The organism is Fulvimarina endophytica (genome assembly GCF_003403015.1).
In the GTDB taxonomy this organism is placed as follows: domain Bacteria; phylum Pseudomonadota; class Alphaproteobacteria; order Rhizobiales; family Rhizobiaceae; genus Fulvimarina; species Fulvimarina endophytica.
The window spans coordinates 388,282-407,988 of record NZ_QURL01000003.1; the positions used below are offsets into that span (position 1 = coordinate 388,282).

The 19,707-nt window shown below is 66.5% G+C and carries 22 protein-coding genes; 11 read left to right on the forward strand and 11 right to left on the reverse strand.

The window, feature by feature from the left end:
- The first annotated feature begins 49 nt into the window (after positions 1 to 49).
- The 4 genes from DYI37_RS08320 (at position 50) to DYI37_RS08335 (ending at position 3,368) form a co-directional block, all read left to right on the forward strand.
- Positions 50 to 838, forward strand: a complete 789-nt coding sequence (locus tag DYI37_RS08320) for a creatininase family protein (protein WP_116682737.1) — start codon at positions 50 to 52, stop codon at positions 836 to 838.
- Positions 835 to 1,098: a hypothetical protein gene (locus DYI37_RS08325; protein WP_116682738.1), complete on the forward strand. Its 264-nt coding sequence runs from the start codon at positions 835 to 837 to the stop codon at positions 1,096 to 1,098. The genes DYI37_RS08320 and DYI37_RS08325 overlap by 4 nt, the downstream gene beginning before the upstream one ends.
- A 111-nt stretch (positions 1,099 to 1,209) precedes the next feature.
- A complete protein-coding gene (locus DYI37_RS08330; RefSeq protein ID WP_116682739.1) occupies positions 1,210 to 2,382 on the forward strand; it encodes a CobW family GTP-binding protein in 1,173 nt (390 codons plus the stop codon).
- Between the two features lie 8 nt (positions 2,383 to 2,390).
- Positions 2,391 to 3,368, forward strand: coding sequence for a WD40 repeat domain-containing protein (locus tag DYI37_RS08335; protein WP_116682740.1), 978 nt, complete (start codon positions 2,391 to 2,393; stop codon positions 3,366 to 3,368).
- Between the two features lie 142 nt (positions 3,369 to 3,510).
- On the opposite strand, the gene DYI37_RS08340 is transcribed toward DYI37_RS08335, so the two are convergent.
- Both DYI37_RS08340 and DYI37_RS08345 read right to left on the reverse strand, forming a co-directional pair.
- Positions 3,511 to 3,963 carry a cyclic nucleotide-binding domain-containing protein gene (locus DYI37_RS08340; RefSeq protein ID WP_116682741.1) on the reverse strand — a complete coding sequence of 151 codons (453 nt, stop codon included), beginning with the start codon at positions 3,961 to 3,963 and terminating at the stop codon, positions 3,511 to 3,513.
- Between the two features lie 24 nt (positions 3,964 to 3,987).
- On the reverse strand, positions 3,988 to 4,671 hold the full coding sequence (locus DYI37_RS08345) for a response regulator transcription factor (RefSeq protein WP_116682742.1): 684 nt from the start codon (positions 4,669 to 4,671) through the stop codon (positions 3,988 to 3,990).
- A gap of 110 nt (positions 4,672 to 4,781) precedes the next feature.
- Here DYI37_RS08345 and DYI37_RS08350 point away from each other — a divergent pair, with 110 nt between their 5' ends.
- The 3 genes from DYI37_RS08350 to DYI37_RS08360 all read left to right on the forward strand — a co-directional run bounded on the left by DYI37_RS08350 (position 4,782) and on the right by DYI37_RS08360 (position 8,618).
- Positions 4,782 to 5,297: a L,D-transpeptidase family protein gene (locus DYI37_RS08350; protein ID WP_116682743.1), complete on the forward strand. Its 516-nt coding sequence runs from the start codon at positions 4,782 to 4,784 to the stop codon at positions 5,295 to 5,297.
- A gap of 160 nt (positions 5,298 to 5,457) precedes the next feature.
- The gene (locus DYI37_RS08355; RefSeq protein WP_116682744.1) at positions 5,458 to 7,773 is read left to right on the forward strand and encodes an FdhF/YdeP family oxidoreductase; all 2,316 of its coding nucleotides are present in this window, start codon (positions 5,458 to 5,460) and stop codon (positions 7,771 to 7,773) included.
- Between the two features lie 230 nt (positions 7,774 to 8,003).
- The gene (locus DYI37_RS08360) at positions 8,004 to 8,618 is read left to right on the forward strand and encodes a LysE family translocator (protein WP_116682984.1); all 615 of its coding nucleotides are present in this window, start codon (positions 8,004 to 8,006) and stop codon (positions 8,616 to 8,618) included.
- A gap of 49 nt (positions 8,619 to 8,667) precedes the next feature.
- On the opposite strand, the gene DYI37_RS08365 is transcribed toward DYI37_RS08360, so the two are convergent.
- A complete protein-coding gene (locus tag DYI37_RS08365; protein WP_116682745.1) occupies positions 8,668 to 9,120 on the reverse strand; it encodes a GNAT family N-acetyltransferase in 453 nt (150 codons plus the stop codon).
- Positions 9,121 to 9,538: 418 nt separating this feature from the next.
- Here DYI37_RS08365 and DYI37_RS20425 point away from each other — a divergent pair, with 418 nt between their 5' ends.
- From DYI37_RS20425 to DYI37_RS20430, 3 genes are all read left to right on the forward strand, one after another.
- The gene (locus DYI37_RS20425; RefSeq protein WP_280987104.1) at positions 9,539 to 9,661 is read left to right on the forward strand and encodes a hypothetical protein; all 123 of its coding nucleotides are present in this window, start codon (positions 9,539 to 9,541) and stop codon (positions 9,659 to 9,661) included.
- A 180-nt stretch (positions 9,662 to 9,841) separates the two neighbouring features.
- A complete protein-coding gene (locus DYI37_RS19950) occupies positions 9,842 to 9,979 on the forward strand; it encodes a hypothetical protein (protein ID WP_158555116.1) in 138 nt (45 codons plus the stop codon).
- 47 nt (positions 9,980 to 10,026) lie between these two features.
- The gene (locus DYI37_RS20430; RefSeq protein WP_280987107.1) at positions 10,027 to 10,158 is read left to right on the forward strand and encodes a hypothetical protein; all 132 of its coding nucleotides are present in this window, start codon (positions 10,027 to 10,029) and stop codon (positions 10,156 to 10,158) included.
- A gap of 131 nt (positions 10,159 to 10,289) precedes the next feature.
- On the opposite strand, the gene DYI37_RS08370 is transcribed toward DYI37_RS20430, so the two are convergent.
- The gene (locus tag DYI37_RS08370) at positions 10,290 to 11,879 is read right to left on the reverse strand and encodes a solute:sodium symporter family transporter (RefSeq protein WP_116682746.1); all 1,590 of its coding nucleotides are present in this window, start codon (positions 11,877 to 11,879) and stop codon (positions 10,290 to 10,292) included.
- Positions 11,880 to 12,104: 225 nt separating this feature from the next.
- On the opposite strand from DYI37_RS08370, the gene trmD reads away from it, so the two are divergent.
- The gene (gene trmD, locus DYI37_RS08375) at positions 12,105 to 12,791 is read left to right on the forward strand and encodes a tRNA (guanosine(37)-N1)-methyltransferase TrmD (RefSeq protein WP_116682747.1); all 687 of its coding nucleotides are present in this window, start codon (positions 12,105 to 12,107) and stop codon (positions 12,789 to 12,791) included.
- 34 nt (positions 12,792 to 12,825) lie between these two features.
- Here trmD and DYI37_RS08380 read toward each other — a convergent pair whose 3' ends face one another.
- The 7 genes from DYI37_RS08380 to DYI37_RS08410 form a co-directional block, all read right to left on the reverse strand.
- Positions 12,826 to 13,515, reverse strand: coding sequence for a DedA family protein (locus DYI37_RS08380; protein WP_116682748.1), 690 nt, complete (start codon positions 13,513 to 13,515; stop codon positions 12,826 to 12,828).
- Positions 13,512 to 14,750: a class I SAM-dependent RNA methyltransferase gene (locus tag DYI37_RS08385; protein ID WP_116682749.1), complete on the reverse strand. Its 1,239-nt coding sequence runs from the start codon at positions 14,748 to 14,750 to the stop codon at positions 13,512 to 13,514. The genes DYI37_RS08380 and DYI37_RS08385 overlap by 4 nt, the downstream gene beginning before the upstream one ends.
- Positions 14,747 to 15,547, reverse strand: coding sequence for a TlyA family RNA methyltransferase (locus DYI37_RS08390; RefSeq protein ID WP_116682750.1), 801 nt, complete (start codon positions 15,545 to 15,547; stop codon positions 14,747 to 14,749). Before DYI37_RS08390 ends, DYI37_RS08385 begins: the two co-directional genes overlap by 4 nt.
- A 191-nt stretch (positions 15,548 to 15,738) precedes the next feature.
- Positions 15,739 to 16,185, reverse strand: coding sequence for a DUF1284 domain-containing protein (locus DYI37_RS08395; protein WP_116682751.1), 447 nt, complete (start codon positions 16,183 to 16,185; stop codon positions 15,739 to 15,741).
- A complete protein-coding gene (dxs, locus tag DYI37_RS08400; protein ID WP_116682752.1) occupies positions 16,182 to 18,101 on the reverse strand; it encodes a 1-deoxy-D-xylulose-5-phosphate synthase in 1,920 nt (639 codons plus the stop codon). Before dxs ends, DYI37_RS08395 begins: the two co-directional genes overlap by 4 nt.
- A gap of 202 nt (positions 18,102 to 18,303) precedes the next feature.
- The gene (locus DYI37_RS08405) at positions 18,304 to 18,576 is read right to left on the reverse strand and encodes an exodeoxyribonuclease VII small subunit (protein ID WP_116682753.1); all 273 of its coding nucleotides are present in this window, start codon (positions 18,574 to 18,576) and stop codon (positions 18,304 to 18,306) included.
- Positions 18,577 to 18,628: 52 nt separating this feature from the next.
- Complete coding sequence (locus DYI37_RS08410; RefSeq protein ID WP_116682754.1) at positions 18,629 to 19,558, reverse strand: histone deacetylase family protein; 930 nt, start codon at positions 19,556 to 19,558, stop codon at positions 18,629 to 18,631.
- Positions 19,559 to 19,707: the final 149 nt, after the last annotated feature.

The window sequence follows — 19,707 nt, forward strand, 5'->3', positions numbered from 1 at the left end:
AAGCCGCATCTGTCGTGTTCGGTGGCGGGGAACGGCGAACGGGCAGGTTATGCAGCGATTTTTCGAGAACTGGACCACGCGGGACCTCGGTGAAGCCGCCGCGCGCCTGCCGCGCCTCGTGCCGATCCTGCCCGTCGCGGCCGTCGAGGCCCACGGCCCGCATCTGCCGCTCGGCACGGATGCGATCCTCGCCCGTTCGATGGTCGCTAAGGTGGCGGCGCTCGCGGAGCCGGACTGGCCGGGCCTCTTCCTGCCGGTCCAGAGCTTCGGCGCCTCGGCCGAGCATGGCCGGTTTCCCGGCACCATCGATCTGGGCTGGCGCACCTTCGGGGATTGCGTTCTTGCGATCGGCCGAAGCCTGAAGCGCGCCGGGTTCGAGCGCATGGCGATCGTCAACGCCCATGGCGGCAATTCGGCGATGATGAGCCAGACCGCGCTCGATCTGCGCGCCGAAGACGGGCTCTTCGTCGCCACGACCTCCTGGCTGCGCTTCGGCTATCCCGACGGCCTCCTTCCGGCCGGGGAAATCGCCGAGGGCATCCATGGCGGCGCGGTGGAGACGAGCCTGATGCTGCATCTGGCGCCCGAACTCGTGCGGCGCGAGCACATCGCGGACTTTCCCTCGCGCCAGCGCGATCTCGTCCGCACCAACCGTTTCCTCACCGCCCATGGCCGGCACGGCTTCGGCTGGATGTCGGACGATCTGAACCCCGCGGGCGTCGTCGGCGATGCCCGGCTCGCCTCGGCGAAGATCGGCCGCGCGATCGCAGATCACCAGGCGAAGGGGTTCCTCGCCTTCGTCGAGGAGGTCTCGGCCTTCGAGGCGGGCGGGCGATGATCGAGCTTTCCGGCACCGCGCGCATCGGGACGGCCCGCCGGCTGGTCGCCTCGGCCCTCCAACAGCCCAATCTCTATCCGCAGATCCGCTCGGACCTCATGGCGCTTCGCAACCGGCTCGCCGGGGACGAGGTCCGCCTCCCGATCGAGAACGAACAGGGCGAGCTTCTGGAAGCTTACATCGCCGTCGCCCGTCGGCAGGCGCTTGCGCCCGCGGACGAGGCCGCGCTCCTCGATCTCGCCCGCGCCCTCGCATCCTGAGACTGGCAACCGGGGCCTCTGCCCACCCCTCAAGGCTGCCGACTTGTCGGGACCGCGTGCATTCGCGCGGAAATGGGCCTATATGCGCCGCGTCACATCAAGGAGGCGTCCATGTCGAACACCGCAAGCCAGACCGCGCAAGCGCCCGCAGCCGAAGGCGCACCGATCCCCGTGACCGTTCTCACGGGCTATCTGGGTTCCGGCAAGACGACGCTTCTCAACCGCATCCTCTCGGAGGATCACGGGCGCAAATATGCCGTCATCGTCAACGAATTCGGCGAGATCGGCATCGACAATGACCTCATCGTGGAGAGCGACGAGGAAATCTACGAGATGAACAATGGCTGCGTGTGCTGCACGGTGCGCGGCGATCTCGTGCGCGTCGTCGAGGGCCTGACGCGCCGCAAGGGCCGCTTCGACGCGATCCTCGTGGAGACCACCGGCCTTGCCGATCCGGTCCCCGTCGCCCAGACCTTCTTCATGGACGAGGACGTGCGGGCCAAGACCGAGCTCGACGCCGTCGTCGCCCTGGTCGATGCCAAGCACCTGCCCCTGCGCCTCAAGGATTCCCGCGAGGCCGAGGACCAGATCGCCTTTGCCGACGTCGTCCTTCTCAACAAGACCGACCTCGTCTCGGGCGAGGAACTGGCGAAGATCGAGGCGACGGTCCGGGCCATCAATCCCCATGCCGTCATCCACCGCACCGAGCGGGCCGGCATCGCGCTCGACAAGGTGCTCGGGCGCAAGGCCTTCGACCTGAAGAAGGTGCTCGACAACGATCCCGGTTTCCTCGAAGAGGCGGCCAAAGCCCATGACGAGGCGGATCACGTCTGCGGCCCGGACTGCGATCACGACCACGACCATCATCACGGCCACGATCATCACGATCATCACCACGATCACGGGCACCATCATCATGGCCATGATCACGATCACGCCCATGGCGAGGTCTCGCCGATCCACGACGTGACCGTGACCTCGATCTCCCTTCGGGCCGGCGAGATCGACCAGCGCAAGTTCTTTCCCTGGATCCAGGCGCTCACCCAGGAGGAGGGGCCGAACATCCTGCGCCTCAAGGGCATCATCGCCTTCGACGGCGATCCCGACCGCTACGTGGTCCAGGGCGTCCACATGATCATCGAGGGCGATCACCAGCGGGCCTGGCGCGCGGACGAGCCGCGCGAGAGCCGCCTCGTCTTCATCGGCCGCAATCTCGACCGCGAGGAGCTGGAGGCGGGCTTTGCGGCCTGCGCCGCCCGGCCCCGCACGCCGCACGAAGCCTGAGCCCGAGAATGCCCTCCATCGCACCCTACGATCTCGGCGAATTCGTCGAGCGCACCGTCTTTCTCGGCGACACCCCCGTCTTCGCCCTCGCGGACGGGCACCTCCACCTGCCGGCAGGCGGCGGCTCCGTTCTCCAGGCCCATGACGGGGGGCTTCTCTGCGCCGCCTACGATCCGTTCTCCGATCGCCTCCTGACGGGTGGCGAGGACGGGAAGGTGATGGCGCTCGGGGCGAAGGGGCAGCTTTCGGAACTCGCCTCCATCGGCGCCAAATGGATCTCCAGCGTTGCCGGCGGGCCGAACGGCGCGGCCGGCTTCGGCTCGGGCCGCACCGCCTATGCGCGCGCCGGCGACGGCACGCTGAAGCAGCGCGCCTTCGAGCGCACGGTCGAGGGCATCGCGTTCGCGCCCAAGGGCTTTCGCTGCGCGATCGCGCGATATGACGGGGCCTCGCTCTATTTTCCGGCCACCGAGGCCGAACCCGCCTTCCTCGAATGGAAGGGCGCCCATCTCGACGTCGCCTTCTCGCCGGACGGCCGCTTCGTCGTCACCACCATGCAGGAGAACGCCCTCCACGGCTGGCGCGTCTCCGACGGCAAGCACATGCGCATGACGGGCTATCCGGCCAAGGTGAAGGACTGGTCCTGGTCGGCCAAGGGCAAGTTCCTCGCCACCACGGGCGCGCCGGCGGCGATCCTCTGGCCGTTTTCGGGCAAGGACGGGCCGATGGGCAAGGCCCCGCTCGAACTCGGCACGCGCGGCGATACCATGGTCACCGCGGTCGCCTGCCATCCGTCCGAGGACATGCTCGCGATCGGCTATCAGGACGGAATGATCCTCGCCGTCCGCTTCCAGGACCAGAAGGAGGCGCTGCTTCGCCGGGGCGGAACGGCGCCGGTGCGCACCATGGCCTGGGACGGCGGCGGCCGCCTCCTCGCCTTCGGCAGCGAGACGGGCGAGGCCGGGGTCGTCGACATCGCCGGCTGATCGTCTTCGAAGACGGTCCCGTGCCGGCGCAGAGGCGCCGGTGTCCTCCGGTCGCGCGCCGGACCGGATCGAACCCGTCGCGTCCGCCCCGCGATCCTTCGGCGACGAACCGGGGACCGGGCCTACCCTCCGCCGGAAGGCGTCAGGCGAATCGCCCCTCCATCGCGGAGATCTGACGCGTCATCTGCACGAAGCGGTCGCGCAGGCGCGCTTCCACGCTCGCGGTATATTGGGGATATTCCTCGAGCAGCCGGCGGAAATGGGTGCGGGTGATGCGCAGGAGGTCGCAGGCGGTCTCGGCCTGCGCCGTGCCCGGCCGGCGCGTCTCGGTGATCAGCGCCATCTCGCCGATGAGCGTGCCGGGGCCGTAGGCCCCGACGATCCGCACCGCCTCGTCCCGGCCCTGGGCGAGCACCACCGTTCCGCTGCCGACGATATAGCCGGCATCGGCGATCGCCGCCTCGCGAAAGATCGTGTCGCCGGCCCGGTAGCGCCTGTGCTCGGCGCCGAAGGCGAGCAGCCTCAGGGCTTCGAGGTCCAGTTCGTCGAACAGGGGCACCGAGCGCAGGATGTCGATATCGTCTTGCAGGCTCAATGCGCGGTCCTCGATGAGGCCGGATCAGGGAACGAGCTTGTAGCCCCCCGATTCGGTGACCAGAAGGCGGGCATTGGACGGATCGGGCTCGATCTTCTGGCGCAGGCGATAGACATGGGTTTCCAGCGTATGGGTCGTCACGCCGGAATTATAGCCCCAGACCTCTTCCAAAAGGATATCGCGGGTGATGACGTTCCGGTCGGCCCGGTAGAGAAACCGGATGATCGCCGTCTCCTTCTCGGTCAGGCGGATCTTCGTGCCCTTGCCGTCGACCAGAAGCTTCTGGCTCGGCTTGAAGACATAGGGGCCGATCTGGAAGGTGGCGTCCTCGCTCTGCTCGTGCTGGCGCAGCTGGGCGCGGATGCGCGCGAGGAGAACGGCGAAGCGGAAGGGCTTCGTGACGTAGTCGTTCGCGCCCGCCTCGAGGCCGAGGATCGTGTCGGCATCGGCGTCCTGGCCGGTGAGAATGATGATGGGCGACTTGAACCCGCCCTTGCGCAGCACCTTCACCGCCTCGCGCCCGTCCATGTCGGGCAGGCCGATATCGATGACGAGAAGATCGATCACCCCCGCCCGCGCGGCCTGGATGCCCTTCATCGCGGAGGCTTCCTGGCTGACGTTGAATTCCTCGTGCAGGGCGAGTTGTTCGGCGAGGGTCTGACGGAGATCGTCGTCGTCGTCGACGATGAGAATCGAGCGCTGGTTCATGCGTCCTTCACGTGTCTATACCGGACGGTGTGTCATCGCCGTATATATAGCGAAGCCGGTCGACAAAGCGACATGGCCGGCCACCGAATCGTCGTTTGCCGAGAAATGCCATGCCCCTCGTCGTCCGCCGCTCTCCCCTTTCGCCGCTCCGGGGCATCCTGTCCGCCGGTCCCTTCCGCGTTCCCTGCGCGCTCGGGCGCAGCTCCACGACGATCTTCAAGCGCGAGAGCGACGGCGCGACCCCCGTCGCTTCCATGTCCCTCCTGTCGATCCGCCGGCGCCATCGAAGGCTGCCAGCCCTCAGGTGCCCGCTGCCCGGGCGCATCACCCGCAGCCGCGACGGATGGTGCGACGCGCCCACCCATGCCGCCTATAACCGCCCGGTCCGCCTGCCTTTTCCGGCAAGCTGCGAGGAGATGGCGCGCACCGACCGGCTCTACGATGCCGTCGTGATCCTCGACTGGAACCTCTCCTCGCGCAAGCGGTTCGGCGGCAGCGCGATCTTCTTCCATCTCGCCCGTCCGGGCTATCCGCCGACGGAGGGATGCGTCGCGATCGCGCCGCGCGACATGGCGCGGATCGCGCCGCTGCTGAAGCTTGGCGCCCGGCTCGTCGTGACGCGCTGACGGCACGGTCCGGTCCGCCCTGTCGTTTGCCGGCGCGCCGATCGGATCGAAAACCTCGGTAACTATTTGCTCGCGCGGGCGTTAACTCTCGATCGGCCATCCGGAAACGGGCGGGTGTCCACCTTCAGGACAGGCAAGCCGAAAGGGAGACCGAAGCGTCATGGATCGCAGCGAGAACACCGACAATCCGAGGATCAAACCCTATGACAGCCCGAGCGGCGGCTGGGGTTCGGTCAAATCCCTCGTGGAGAAATCGAAGCAGGAGGGCCTGCTCCTCTCCTCGGTCTGGGCGACGCTGGAGCGCCAGAACAAGCCGGGCGGCTACCAGTGCGTCTCCTGCTCCTGGGCCAAACCCGCCGAGCCGCGCCCGTTCGAATATTGCGAGAACGGCGTCAAGGCGACCTTGTGGGAGATCACGCCCAAGCGCTGCGACCGGGACTTCTTCGCCCGCCACACCGTCTCCGAACTCCTGCAATGGAACGATCACGACCTGGAGAAGCAGGGCCGGCTGACGACGCCGATGAAATACGACCGCACGCTCGATCAATACGTGCCGGTGAAATGGACGGACGCCTTCGCGGACATCGCCTCGGAGCTGAAGGCGCTCGATCCGAAATCGGTCGTCTTCTACGTCTCGGGCCGGGCCTCGCTCGAGGCCTCGCATATGTGGCAGCTGATGGCGCGGATCTACGGCTCCAACAACCTGCCCGATTCCTCGAACATGTGCCACGAATCGACCTCGGTCGGCCTGCCGGAATCGATCGGCTCGCCCGTCGGCACCGTGACGCTCGCCGATTTCGACGCCTGCGACATGATGTTCTTCTTCGGCCACAACACCGGCACCAACGCGCCGCGCCTGCTCCACTGGATCCAGCAGGCGCGCAAGCGCGGGGCCCCGGTGATCACCTTCAATCCCCTTCTCGAACGCGGGCTGATGCGCTTCAAGAGCCCCCAGCATCCCGGCGAGATGCTGTCCCCGGACGAGGGGACGAAGATGTCGAGCGACTATTACCAGCTGCGCGCAGGCGGCGACATCGCGGCGATGACGGGCATCGCCAAGGGCGTCCTCGCCCTCGACGACGCGGCGAAGGAGACGGGCGGCAAGCGCGTTCTCGATACCGCCTTCATCGAGGAGCACTGCCACGGCTGGGACCGGTTCGAGGCGTTCGTGCGCGATGCCGACTGGGCCGAGATCGAGCGCTGCTCCACCCTGACGCGGGCCGATCTCGAACACGTCGCCCGGGTCTATTCGCGCGCGAGCCGCGTCATCGGCAATTACGGCATGGGCCTCACCCAGCACCGCCACGGCATCGAGAACGTGCAGATGCTGTGCAATCTTCTCCTGATGCGCGGCATGATGGGCAAGGAGGGGGCCGGCATCTCGCCGATCCGCGGCCATTCCAACGTGCAAGGGCAGCGCACCGTTGGCATCACCGAGAAGGTCGAACTCATTCCCCACGAAAAGTTCGAGGCGTTCTACGGCTTCACGGTTCCCAAGGAGAAGGGGCTCGACACGGTGGAGGCCTGCGAGGGCGTCATCGACGGCTCGGTGAAGGGCTTCGTCTGTCTCGGCGGCAATTTCTCGCGCGCGGTGCCCGAAACGGGCCGCGTGGAGGAGGCCTGGCGCAAGATGCGCCTCAACGTGCAGATCTCGACCAAGCTCAACCGCAACCATCTCCTCGCCTCGGAGAAGAGCTATATCCTGCCCTGTCTCGGCCGGCTGGAGCGCGACGAGCAGAACGGGCGGCCCCAGACGGTCTCCATGGAGGATTCGACCGCCTGCATCCACGCCTCCCTCGGCAAGACGGAGCCGGCCTCGAAGGAACTCCTCTCGGAGCCCCGAATCATCGCCGAACTCGCCAAGGCGCTCGTCGCGGGCAGGTCCACGGTGCCCTGGGATGAATGGGCGGGTGATTACGCGAAAGTGCGCGACGCGATCGAGCGGGCCTATCCGGACGACTTTCGCGACTTCAACACGCGCTTCGAGACGCCGGGCGGCTTCCACCGCGATATCGGCGCGACGCGGCGCGAATGGCGCACCGAGACGGGCAAGGCGAACTTCCTGCCGCCGGAAAGCTTCGACGTCGACCCCGATATCGACACGCGCCCGGCCGACGTCCTCAACCTCATGACCGTGCGCTCGAACGACCAGTTCAACACGACGATCTACGGCTATGACGACCGGCTGCGCGGCGTCGACGGGACCCGCATGGTGATCCTGATGAATGCCGAGGACATGAAGCGGATGGGCCTGTCGGACCGGGACAGGGTGGATGTGGAGACCCATGCCGACGACGGGATCGTGCGCCGGGTGGAGAACTATCTCGTCCATGCCTGGCAACTGCCCAGGGGCGACTGCGCCGGCTACTATCCCGAGCTGAACGCCCTCATCCCCCTCTGGCACCATTCGCGCCGGGCCCATGTGCCGGCGGCGAAATCCGTGCCCGTGCGCCTCGTCAGGCGCGGCGCGGCCTGACCGTCCGGGACCCTTCGGACCCCGCGAGGCCGCCGGGAGCACCCGGCGGTCGCGACGGAAGCATGACGCGAGCCCCGGATTTAGCTCAGGGTCACGTACCTCTCCATGACGGCATTGGGTGGTTTCCTGACGGTCCGTTTTGAGACAAGCTCTGGTCTGAAGCGGACGGTGCGTTCAGGCTCTTACGAACGCAGCAAGGGATCGTAGCCGCATCGGCGAGGATGGGGTCCATGGAACTGATGTCAGTCGCCCTTTTTGTCGGCGCGCTACTCCTGAACGCTGGCACTCCGGGTCCGAGCATCGCCGCTTTGGTCTCTCGTGTCCTGACAAACGGCTGGCGGGATGTGTTTCCCTTCATCCTCGCCATGTGGATCGGAGAGATCATATGGCTTACCATGGCGATTGCAGGGCTGACGGCCCTTGCGCAAACCTTCCAGTTTGGGTTCGAAATCCTGAAATGGCTGGGTGTTGCCTATTTGGCTTGGCTCGCCGTGAAGATGTGGCGTCAGCCGTTGGGCATTGCCGAGGGCGAGCTACCCCGCCGAACGTCACCCATCTCGATGTTCGCCACTGGTATGGCGCTGACGCTCGGCAACCCGAAGATCATGGTGTTCTATCTTGCCCTCCTGCCTTCACTCATCGACTTGTCGTCGATTGGGCTAGCGCAATGGGCGATCTTGGCCGGGATCACCTTCCTTACACTCGCTGCGATCGATCTTACGTGGACTTTCCTTGCTCATAAGGCGCGAACGTTCCTTCGAACTCCCGCAGCCGTGCGGATTGCCAATAAGGTGGGTGCGATAACGTTGGGAGGAGCGGCGGCGGCTATAGCATCCCGCCACTAAGGGATCGAATTCCGTGGTTTTACGAGAACGGCCGGGTCCAATAGGGCACCTACATAACCTCCTTGACCATGTGGATGATAACGCTTGCGCCCATCATCTCCTCTCGCTCGATCCTGTAATCGAGAGACGCATAGAGCAGTAAGTTCTCTTCGAACTTCGCATTCGTATAGAGCCGAACGACGCCAAGTCCAAATGCGACCGCGATTTGTTCCGCGTGTGCCACCATCCTCTTGCCATGACCACGCCCCTGAAATGCCGGCGCGACAGCAACGTTTTCGATCAGCAAGTGATCCGAATGCTGGATCGTCTCGACCAGTGCTGCCATTTGCTCGCCTGTAAACAGAAGGTCGGCGCGGTGGTCGCGGATGTGGGCGGCATGGTCCGCCTTCATGGGCATAGGTTCGCGGCCAATCAACGGCACCCATTTGGCATAAGCTGAACGGGTAAGCGCGGTAACGGCCTCGGCATCGGCGATAGTTGCAATTCGGATCGTCTCGCTCATGCGACAGACATGGTCGCGTAGGCCGAAATGCGAAAGAGGATAAATGCCCTGTCATCGCCAGACTTCGAAGCGATCCAGCGGAGATGGGACACCGGGACGTTTCCGGATCTCCGAATGTCTGCTTCAAGGCGCACGAAATATGCGTGCTGGCGACTGTAAGGGGTCGAAACCTACCGATCAAGCAGCTTGGTTTATGTAGCACACTCTCCGGAAAGGGAGGCCGCTGCGGCCGCCGTCCCGTTCCGTTCCGTCCCGGTCATCTCCCGGTCTTCATCCGGGCAGAGCCCCAAACCCTGACATCCCGTTAAGCCCTCGGCCAGGCAGCACCGCGCCCAGCGCATGCCTGCCTCCCTTCCGCATGTCTTCCGGGCAATGCGCGGAATGGCCATGTTGCATTGCAGCAAGAGAAGGATCTGCCATGAACACCGACCATCGTCCATCCATTCTGACGCGGATCGTCCGCCGCCTCGAAGGCGTCTCCCGCCAGCATGGCCAGCGGATCGAGCGTCTCGAACAGATGCGCCGGCGGCACGGCAGGTAACCCGCCCGCGAGGTCGCTCGAGGCGCGCGGCCGGGCGCAAAGCTCCGTCTCATCATCCGATCGCCCGATGACCCGATCCGCAGAGCCTTGCACCTGACGCATGAAAGCCTTCGCCCAGCATCGGTTCTCAACCGGGACACGAGCGATTACATTTAAATCAACAAGATGGAGATATTCGAGATGACCAAGCCGAACGAGACAACCGAGACCGGAACGCTCCGCAGCCGCGTCGGATCGTTCTTCACCGAACTCGCCAACGCATCGAGCATCGCCGCCCCGCGCCAGTGCCGCACCCTTCGCGCAAAGCGCCACGGCTGACGATCCTCTTTTCCCATCGAACGAACCCGAACCACAAAGGACAGACCATGACCCGTTCCTTCGGCACCCGCCTTCGCTCCTTCTTCTCCGAGCTCACCCGCGAAGCCGGCAACCGCACCCCGCGCCTCGAACAGTCCCTGCGCCAGCACGCCGATGCCCGCGCCCGCACCGGTGAGTGAGCCCCGGTGGGCGCGGCCGAAGCGCGCCTCCGACCCCTCTCGCGGCCGGCCCGCGATGAGCCGCCCCGTATACTGAAAGACCGCAGCAAGCCTTGAGCTTCCTGCGGTCTTTTTCGTTGGAGAGGGCGAATTTACGTGAAGATGACGTAGGTCGAGGCGACCACCGCCGTCACGGCGATGCCGACCGGCCAGGCCAGAGTCCACGGGTTCATCTCCACCGCGCCGCTTTCGAAGGCGACATAGTCCGTCTCACGCGGGCGCATCTTGCCGATGATCAGCATGATGACGACGTTGAGGACGAAGAGGATCGCCATCACGTGCAGGAAGTGGGGATAATTGTCCTCGCCCACCGCGAATTTCAGGCCGAACTGGCTGAGAATGTAGAGGCCGACGCCCGATGCGAGCGCGATCTTCGCCGCGATCGGCGGCACGCGCTTGGTGAAGATGCCGACGAGGATGATCGTCAGGATCGGGATCGAATAGCAGCCGTTCACCTCCTGCAGATAGCCGAAAAGGCCCTGCGGCGCATTGGCGATGAAGGGGGCGATCGTCATCGAGGCGATGGCGAGCACGATGCCGAAGAACTTGCCGGCCCGAACCACCTCCCGGTCGCTCGCATCCGTCTTGATGTACTGGCGATAGATGTCGATGCCGAACAGCGTCACCGAGGAGTTCAGCGCCGAGTTGAACGAGGAGAGGATCGCCCCGAACAGCACCGCCGCGAAGAAGCCCACCAGATAGAAGGGCAGCACCTCCGTCACGAGGCGCGGATAGGCCTGGTCGGGCGTATCGAGATCGGGAAAGAGGTGGAAGGCGATGATGCCCGGCAGGACGACGATGATCGGCCCGAGGATCTTGAAGACGGCGGCGTAGAGAAGCCCCTTCTGGCCCTCCTTCAGGTTCTTCGCCCCGAGCGCGCGCTGGATGATCGCCTGGTTGGTGCCCCAGTAGAACAGCTGGACCAGCATCATGCCGGTGAAGATCGTCGCGAAGGGGATCGAGGAATCCGGCCCGCCGATCGCGTCGAACTTGTCGGGATGCTCGTTCCAGAGCGTCGACAGGCCCTCGGTGATCGAGCCGTCCCCGACGACGAGGAGCCCGAAGATCGGCACCAGAAGACCGCCGGTGAAGAGGCCGACCGCGTTGATCGTATCGGACACCGCGACGGCCTTCAGGCCGCCGAAAATGGCATAGATCGAGCCGATGATGCCGATCGCCCAGACCGTGATCCAGAGGGCGGCCGTGTCGCCGACGCCGAGAAGCTCAGGCACGTCGAACATGGTCGAGAGCGCGAGGGCGCCGGAATAAAGGACGATCGGCAGGAGCACGACGACATAGCCGGCAAGGAACAGGGCCGAGACGATGGTCTTCGTCGTATTGTCGTAGCGATCCTCCAGGAAGGAGGGGATCGTCGCGATGCCGCCATAGAGATAGCGCGGCAGGAGGACGAGCGCCGTCACCACCATCGCGATCGCCGCCAGCGTCTCCCAGGCCATCACGAGGATGCCGTCGGTGAAGGCTTGGCCGTTAAGGCCGACGATCTGCTCGGTGGACAGGTTGGTCAGGAGCAGGGACCCGCAGATCACGGGGGCGGTGAGGGAGCGCCCGCCGAGGAAGTAGCCGTCGGAATTCTCCTCGTCCGTGCCGCGCGTCCACAGATAGGACAGGATCCCGACAAGGGCGGTAAAGCCTATGAAGACCAGTATGTTGAGCGCGCCCATCGTTCCTCCCGAACCTCAGCGACCGTGCCGCTCGCCGCCCCGTTTCTGTCCGAATCGTCCGGACGGGTTCGGCCGACGGCCACAACCGCGAATAGACAGGCAAACTAGAGCATCGGACCGAAAAGTGGACCCGGGTTTTCGGACCATCCGATGCGTCGTCGTTGAGAGGGAAGCCCATGCGAAAGCCGGTACCGGTCAGGGATCGGATGGTGTAGGGGCAGGTCCATGACCTTCCGCGCGACCGTCCTCTCCCTTTATCCCGAGATGTTTCCCGGCCCCCTCGGCCATTCCCTCGCAGGCCGGGCGCTCGAGCGCGGCGATTGGTCGCTCGATATTCGCCAGATCCGCGAGTTCGGCCGTGGCCGGCACCGCATGGTGGACGACACGCCCGCAGGCGGCGGTGCCGGCATGGTGATGCGCGCCGACGTCGTCGCCGATGCGATCGATGCGGCGTGCCCGAAGGGCGATACGCGGCCGAAGCTGATGATGAGCCCGCGCGGCCGGCCGCTCACCCAGGATCTCGTGCGCGAGCTTGCGGCGGGCGAGGGGGCTCTCATTCTCTGCGGCCGCTTCGAGGGTGTCGACGAGCGGGTCATCGAGGGGCGCGGCCTTCGCGAGGTGAGCATCGGCGACTACGTGCTGTCGGGCGGTGAAACCGCCGCCCTCGTCCTTCTCGATGCGGTGATCCGGCTCCTGCCGGGGGTCATGGGCAACCAGCAGTCCGGCACCCATGAGAGCTTCGAGAACGGGCTCCTCGAACATCCCCACTACACCCGCCCGCCCGAATGGGAGGGCCGCACCATCCCCGCCGTCCTCACCTCCGGCGATCACGGGGCCGTGGAGCGCTGGCGCCGGCAAGAGGCCGAACGCCTCACCCGCGCGCGCCGGCCGGATCTTCTAGGCAAAGACTGACAGTCTGCAGGACCGCCGCCAGACGAAGCGAATGTCAGGACGAGGATGAGGATGAGGACGGGGACCTGTCGGCCGTCCCGTTTAGCGAGGCCTCGTCCTTCGCGTCCTCGCCCGAAGCGTCCCTCTCCCCGTCCTTCGACGCCGGCCCGCCGGAAAACAGCACCCGATAGGTGCCGAACATGCCGATCGCGCAGATCGTGCCGGAGATCGCCAGGATCGCGATGGTCGACTGCTCGTCGAGGAAATGCTTCAGCGCCTCGCCGAAATAATAGGCCGAGATGCCGTAGGCGCCTGTCCACAGGGCCGCGGAGATCGAGTTGTAGAGCAGGAACTGCAGCCAGTTCATCCGCATCATGCCGGCCACGAACCCGTTCAGCTGCCTCAGGATGAAGACGAAGCGGGCGACGAGGACGATCATGAAGCCGTAATGCTGGAAGCGGTCCTCCACCATTGCGAGCTTGTCCTCGCCGAAGCCCACTTTGCCGCCCCAGCGCACCACCACCGCGCGGCCGTATCTGCGGCCGATGAGATAGCCGATATTGTCGCCGATGATCGATCCGAAAAAGGCAGCGCCGAGGACGAGGAGGAGGTTCAGCTCTCCATTGCTCGACAGCATCCCGGCCGCGACCAGCAAGCTTTCGCCGGGCAGCGGAAGGGCGAGGGATTCCAGCAGCACGACGATCAGGATGAACCCGTAGCCGTACTGTTCGATGAACTCCGTCACCGCCCGCGCTCCAGAAGCGCGACGGCCTCCACGTGATGGGACCAGAGGAACTGGTCGATCGGCGTCACCGAGACGAGCCTGTAGCCGCCGTCCAGAAGAATGCGCAGGTCCCGGGCGAGCGTCTGCGGATTGCAGGAGACGGCCGCCACGCGCTTGACGGGTGAGGCGGCGAGCGCCTGCGACACCGCCTCGGCGCCGGCGCGCGGCGGGTCGAAGACCACGCCGTCATAGGCCTTCAGCTCCTTCACCGTCATCGGCCGGCGGTAGAGATCGCGCCGCTCGCTCGTCACCGGCTTCAGCCCCTCGGCCATGCGGAAGCCCTCGTCGAGTGCGGCGAGCGCGCCCGCCTCCGCCTCCACCGCATGCACCCGTGCGCGGGCCGCAAGCCGCAGGGCGAAGGCGCCCGAGCCCGAGAAGAGATCGGCGATCCGCTTGGATTTGGCGAGATGGCCCGCGACAAGGGCGGCCATCGCGTCCTCGGCGGCGGTCACCGCCTGGAGGAAGCCGCCGGCCGGCGGCGCCACGGCCACCTTGCCGAAGAAGACGTGGGGCTGGCGCGCCTTCATCAGGATCTCGCCATCGACCGCGAGCCGGGCGAAGTTCGAGGCGAGCGCATGGGCGACAGCCTGACGGCGGCGCTCCTCGTTGAGCTTGGCCGCATCACTCGCGGCGACATCGAGGCCCGAGGCGGTCTGGGTGACCGTCAGCTTCAGGGGTGCCTTGCGGTCGAGCAGCATGGCGGCGAGCTTTTCGAGCGCGGGAAGGGCCGCGACGATGCCGGGCATGGCGACCGGGCAGGGGCCGATCGCAACGACGCGGTCCGAATGGGCCTCGTGGAAGCCGAGGACAGGCGTCCTGTCGCCGCGCACTGCCGTCAGCACCACGCGGCGGCGCGTGCCGGGCGCGCAAGGGACGAGCGGCTTGACGTCCGTCTCGATGCCTTGGCGCGACAGCGCCTCGGCCACGATCGCGCGTTTGTATTCGGCATAGAAGGCGGGGGAGGCATGCTGCAATTCGCAGCCGCCGCAGGTGCCGAAATGGGGGCAGTCGGGTTCGACGCGCTCCGGCGAGGCCTCGATGATCTCGATCGGCGCGCCGCGCTTCTCGCCTTTCAGGATATCGGCGCGAACCCTCTCGCCCGGCAGGGTGAAGGGCACGTAGAGCGGCCCGCCCGCGTCCTCGGCCACGCCGTCGCCCTGGGCGCCGAGCCGTTCGATGGTGAGGGTCCGGCTCATGCGCCGTCCTCTGCGTTCGGGCTAGTCCCCGCGTCCGGGCCGGCCTTCGTCGCCGCCAGGATGAATTCGCGGTTGCCGTCGCCGCCGGAGATGGGGGAGGGGATCATGCCGTCCACCCGCCAGCCCGGCTGTTCGGCGAGCCATTCGCCAAGGCTCTTCGCCACGGCCTCGGCGCTCGCCGGGTCCTTCAGGAGCCCGCCTTTGCCGATCGCCTCCCTGCCGGCCTCGAACTGGGGCTTGATGAGGAAGAGGCCGCGCGCGCCGCCCGCCGCAAGATCGAGCGCGGGCGGCAGAGCGAGGCGCAGGGAGATGAAGCTCACATCGGCGACGAGAAGCTCCGGCACCATGCCGTCCAGGTCCTCCGAGGTCAGGTCGCGCGCGTTCAGCCCCTCGACATTCGTCAGCCGCTCCTCGCCAAGAAGCGAGGCGTGCATCTGGTCGTGGCCGACGTCGAAGGCGACGACCCTTGCCGCCCCGCGTTCGAGGAGAACCTGGCTGAACCCGCCGGTGGAGGCCCCGATATCGAGGCAGAGACGATCCTCGGCCTCGATATCGAAGGCGTCGAGCCCGGCGATCAGTTTCAGGGCCGCGCGCGAGACATAGGACGCGGCGGGATCGGTGAGGTCGATCCGGCAATCGGCCTCGACGCGCAGGCCCGGCTTCTTCGTCACGGCGCCGTCCACGAGCACATGTCCGCGCAGGATCGCATCGCGCGCCCGCGCCCGGGTCTGTACGATCCCGCGTTCCGTCATCAGGGCGTCGAGCCGCATGCGTGCATCGTCTTCGGTCATGGCCATGGCTCGTCTTGGGCGGCATTGGAGAAAATGGCAAGCCGCCCGGCGCCGATCGTCGCGGCGATGGCGCATGCCGGTCGCATCTTCGCCCCGCAAAGGCCTGAAAGGAGCGAACCGCGAGCGTGTCGATCGCCCCCGGACATCGCGCGGATCCTGGCGCGAAGGGTGCGGGCAGCGCCGGGCCGGTGCGGTCCTCAGGCCCGGGCGGCGTCCGGCCCCGGCGGCGTGAGGCGGGCCCCGGCGAAATCCTCGCCCGAGACCCGGTCGCACAGATCGCTCCACTCGCAGTCGAGGCAAGCCGAGCGCGTGGTCCCGGCCGCGAACTGCCTGCGGAAGGCGGCGATCCGCCGTTCGTCGAGGCGCAGGATCGAGCCGACCGCAAAGCCCGGACCGAAGGCTTCGCTCAGATCGCGAAGGGCGAGCCGGTCGCGCTCGGCGACGCTTTCGTTGAAGCAGTGGGTCCCCGCCGCGCCAAGAACCGGCGCGCAGATATCGTCCGGCCCGGGCACGATCTCGATCGCCTCGCCCGCACCGATGCGCGCGGCGATCGCGTCATAGTTCCGAGTGAAGGCCGCGCTGTAGCCCCGGCCCACATAGGTGAGCATGCAGAGCAGGTGGTGGCCGCGCAGCCGGACCGTCAAGCGCGCCGCGCCGCCGCGTCCGCTTCCCGGCCGAGCGCCCGGAAGACGGTGGAGACGATGCCGGCCCGGTCGAGACCGGCGGCCGCGTTCATCGCGTCGGGAACGCCATGGTCGACGAAGAGATCGGGCATGACGACCGGGCGGATCTTCAGGCCGCTGTCGAGAATGCCGGTGGTCGCCAGATGCTGGAGAACCTGGGCCGCGAAACCGCCCGAGGAGCCTTCCTCGACGGTCACCAGAACCTCGTGATTGCGAGCCAGCCGATCGATCAGCTCGGTGTCGAGCGGCTTTGCGAAGCGGGCGTCGGCGACGCTCGTCGACAGGCCGAAACCGTCGAGTTCCTCGGCTGCGAGCATGGCGTCGGCAAGGCGCGTGCCGAAGGAGAGGATCGCGACCTTGGAGCCTTCCTTCACGAGGCGGCCCTTGCCGATCTCCAGCACCGAGCCGCGCTCGGGCATGTCGACGCCGGTGCCGTTGCCGCGCGGATAGCGGAAGGAGATCGGGCCCTCGTCATAGGCGACGGCGGTGCGCACCATGTGGCGCAGCTCCGCCTCGTCGGCCGCCGCCATCACCACGAAGCCGGGCAGCGGCGAGAGGAAGGCCGTGTCGAAAGAGCCGGCATGGGTCGCCCCGTCGGCGCCGACGAAGCCCGCCCGGTCGATGGCGAAGCGGACCGGCAGCTTCTGGATCGCCACGTCGTGGACGATCTGGTCGTAGGCCCGCTGCAGGAAGGTGGAATAGATCGTGGCGAAGGGCTTGTAGCCTTCCGTTGCCAGTCCCGCGCAGAAGGTGACGGCGTGCTGCTCGGCGATGCCCACGTCGAAGCTGCGGGTCGGATAGAGTTCGGCGAATTTGTCGAGCCCGGTGCCGGCGGGCATCGCGGCGTTGACGGCGACGATCTTGTCGTCGTGCCTCGCCTCCTCCACGAGGCTGGAGGCGAAGACCGAGGTGTAGCTCGGCGCGTTGCCCTTGGATTTCGACTGGGCGCCGGTGATCACGTCGAACTTGGAGACGCCGTGATACTTGTCGGCGGAGTTCTCGGCCGGCTCGTAGCCCTTGCCCTTCTTGGTCACCACATGGACGAGGATCGGCCCGTGGCCGGCATCGCGCACATTCTTCAGGATCGGCACCAGGGCGTCGAGATCGTGCCCGTCGATCGGGCCGATATAGTAGAAGCCCAGCTCCTCGAAGAGGGTGCCGCCGGTGAAGAAGCCGCGGGTGTATTCCTCGGTCTTGCGCGCGCCCTCGCGGAAGAATTCCGGCAGCTTGTGGGTGAGATCGCGGGCCCGGTTGCGCAGGGTCCGGTAGGTCTTGCCGGAGACGAGACGGGCGAGATAGTGGCTCATCGCCCCGGTCGGCGGGGCGATCGACATGTCGTTGTCGTTGAGGATGACGATCAGCCGCGCGTCGAGCGCGCCGGCATTGTTCATCGCCTCATAGGCCATGCCGGCGCTCATCGCGCCGTCGCCGATCACCGCGATCACGTTGTTATCGCCGCCCGACAGGTCGCGGGCCACCGCCATTCCGAGCCCGGCCGAGATCGAGGTGGAGGAGTGGCCGGCGCCGAACGGGTCGTAGGGGCTCTCGGTGCGCTTGGCAAAGCCCGAAAGCCCGCCTTCCTGGCGGATGGTGCGCATGCGCGCGCGCCGCTCGGTCAGGATCTTGTGCGGATAGGCCTGATGCGAGACGTCCCAGATCAGCCGGTCGTCCGGGGTGTTGAAGACGTAGTGGAGCGCGACGGTGAGCTCGACGACGCCGAGGCCCGCGCCCAGATGCCCCCCGGTCTGGGAGACGGCGTCGATGAGATCGGCCCTGACCTCGTCGGCGATCTGCCTGAGATCCTTCTCCTTGAATCGGCGCAGATCCTCCGGCTTGTCGATCTGGTCGAGGAGAGGCGTATTCAGGGAACGGGACACGGGGCGGAGACCTCTTCTCTTCGTCGGTTCGGGCGTTGCGTACCCGTTCTGGGCCGGCATGTTCGCCTTAGATCGGGTTTGAACGATTCCATTCAAGCGTTTCGCAAAGACACCGCGTCGTCAAATCGCATGACGGGAAAAGGCCTTGGCGCCCGAGACGGTATCGCTTGAAAGCGTCGGAACCGGGAATGGGTCGTGCCGATCAGGCTCCGTCCAGCGGCTCGGTGCCGACCGGCTTGCCGGCGCGGTTGAGCTTGATCTTCTCGACCTTGTCCTCGGCGGCCGACAACAGGCGGTCGCAGTGATTCTTCAGCTTCTCGCCGCGTTCGTAGATGCGGATCGAGCGGTCGAGCGGCACGTCGCCGCGCTCCAGATCCGAGACGATTCGCTCCAGCGAGGCCATCGCCTCCTCGAAGCTCATGCGCTTGATGTCGGAATCGTCGGCGGGGATGTCGTCGGTCGGGGCGTCGGCCATGAAGGTCTTCGTCTTTCGGTCTGTTCGCGCGTCGCGAGGAAACGTTCGGGTCTCAGCCCTCGAGAAGGCGCTTCACATGGGCCTTCACCGAGACGGCGAGGCCCTGCAGGTCGTAGCCGCCCTCCAGAATGCTGACGAGACGGTCGCTGGAATGGCGCCCGGCAGCGTCCATCAGTTTTCCCGTCGCCCAGTCGAAATCGGCCTCGGTCAGCTGGAGATTGGCGAGGGGGTCGCGGTAATGGGCGTCGAAGCCGGCCGAGATGATGAGGAGATCGGGTCGGAAGGCGTCGATCGCCGGCAGGATGCGGCTCTCGAAGGCTTGCTTGAACTTCTCGCTCCCGTCGCCCGCAGACAGCGGCGCGTTGACGATGTTGCCGCCCTCGCCGGTCTCGTCCTTGGCGCCGGTGCCGGGATAGAGCGGCATCTGGTGGCTGGAGCAGTAGAGAACGCTCGGATCGGTCCAGAAGATGTCCTGGGTGCCGTTGCCGTGATGGACGTCCCAGTCGACGATCGCCACCCGTTCGAGACCGTGGACGGCCTGGGCGTGCCGGGCGGCGATCGCGGCCGTGTTGAACAGGCAGAAGCCCATGGCCGTGGTCTTCTCGGCGTGGTGGCCGGGCGGACGGGCGGCGATGAAGGCGTTGCGGATCTCGCCCGAGACGACGGCGTCGACCGCAGCCGTCGCGGCGCCCACCGCATGGAGAGCTGCGGTGAAGCTCTTCGGGCTGATGATCGTGTCGCCGTCGATGCGCGCCATGCCCTCCTCGGGAATCGCCTTGGCCACGGCCTGCGCGTAATCCTGGGGATGGCAGCGGGTGATCGCCTCCAGCGCCCCCTCGGGGGCTTCCTCCCGGTCGAGGATCTGGAACATCTCGTCTTCGAGGATCCGCTCGATTGCGACGAGCCGTTCGGGCCGCTCCGGATGGCCGGGGCCCGTCAGGTGTTCGACGAAGATCGGGTGATGGTAATAGCGCGTCAGCATGGAAAAGCTCTAACCCGGTCCGGATGGAATGACAATTTGGACCGTCCCCGGACAACCTGGCGCAGCGGCCCCGCGCGCATAGGCCCGTCCGCTCGGGTAGGGTTCCCGCAAGCTGTGCGGGTAACCTTCCATCAATGGTAACGCTATGT

What these genes read in the sequence shown, in the direction of transcription:
- DYI37_RS08320 (WP_116682737.1), top strand. Translation starts at nt 50, where the DNA reads ATGCAGCGATTTTTCGAGAACTGGACCACGCGGGACCTCGGTGAAGCC.
- DYI37_RS08325 (WP_116682738.1), top strand. Translation starts at nt 835, where the DNA reads ATGATCGAGCTTTCCGGCACCGCGCGCATCGGGACGGCCCGCCGGCTG.
- DYI37_RS08330 (WP_116682739.1), top strand. Translation starts at nt 1,210, where the DNA reads ATGTCGAACACCGCAAGCCAGACCGCGCAAGCGCCCGCAGCCGAAGGC.
- DYI37_RS08335 (WP_116682740.1), top strand. Translation starts at nt 2,391, where the DNA reads ATGCCCTCCATCGCACCCTACGATCTCGGCGAATTCGTCGAGCGCACC.
- DYI37_RS08345 (WP_116682742.1), bottom strand. Translation starts at nt 4,671, where the DNA reads ATGAACCAGCGCTCGATTCTCATCGTCGACGACGACGACGATCTCCGT.
- DYI37_RS08350 (WP_116682743.1), top strand. Translation starts at nt 4,782, where the DNA reads ATGCCCCTCGTCGTCCGCCGCTCTCCCCTTTCGCCGCTCCGGGGCATC.
- DYI37_RS08355 (WP_116682744.1), top strand. Translation starts at nt 5,458, where the DNA reads ATGGATCGCAGCGAGAACACCGACAATCCGAGGATCAAACCCTATGAC.
- DYI37_RS08360 (WP_116682984.1), top strand. Translation starts at nt 8,004, where the DNA reads ATGGAACTGATGTCAGTCGCCCTTTTTGTCGGCGCGCTACTCCTGAAC.
- DYI37_RS08365 (WP_116682745.1), bottom strand. Translation starts at nt 9,120, where the DNA reads ATGAGCGAGACGATCCGAATTGCAACTATCGCCGATGCCGAGGCCGTT.
- DYI37_RS20425 (WP_280987104.1), top strand. Translation starts at nt 9,539, where the DNA reads ATGAACACCGACCATCGTCCATCCATTCTGACGCGGATCGTCCGCCGC.
- DYI37_RS19950 (WP_158555116.1), top strand. Translation starts at nt 9,842, where the DNA reads ATGACCAAGCCGAACGAGACAACCGAGACCGGAACGCTCCGCAGCCGC.
- DYI37_RS20430 (WP_280987107.1), top strand. Translation starts at nt 10,027, where the DNA reads ATGACCCGTTCCTTCGGCACCCGCCTTCGCTCCTTCTTCTCCGAGCTC.
- DYI37_RS08370 (WP_116682746.1), bottom strand. Translation starts at nt 11,879, where the DNA reads ATGGGCGCGCTCAACATACTGGTCTTCATAGGCTTTACCGCCCTTGTC.
- trmD (WP_116682747.1), top strand. Translation starts at nt 12,105, where the DNA reads ATGACCTTCCGCGCGACCGTCCTCTCCCTTTATCCCGAGATGTTTCCC.
- DYI37_RS08385 (WP_116682749.1), bottom strand. Translation starts at nt 14,750, where the DNA reads ATGAGCCGGACCCTCACCATCGAACGGCTCGGCGCCCAGGGCGACGGC.
- DYI37_RS08390 (WP_116682750.1), bottom strand. Translation starts at nt 15,547, where the DNA reads ATGGCCATGACCGAAGACGATGCACGCATGCGGCTCGACGCCCTGATG.
- DYI37_RS08405 (WP_116682753.1), bottom strand. Translation starts at nt 18,576, where the DNA reads ATGGCCGACGCCCCGACCGACGACATCCCCGCCGACGATTCCGACATC.
- DYI37_RS08410 (WP_116682754.1), bottom strand. Translation starts at nt 19,558, where the DNA reads ATGCTGACGCGCTATTACCATCACCCGATCTTCGTCGAACACCTGACG.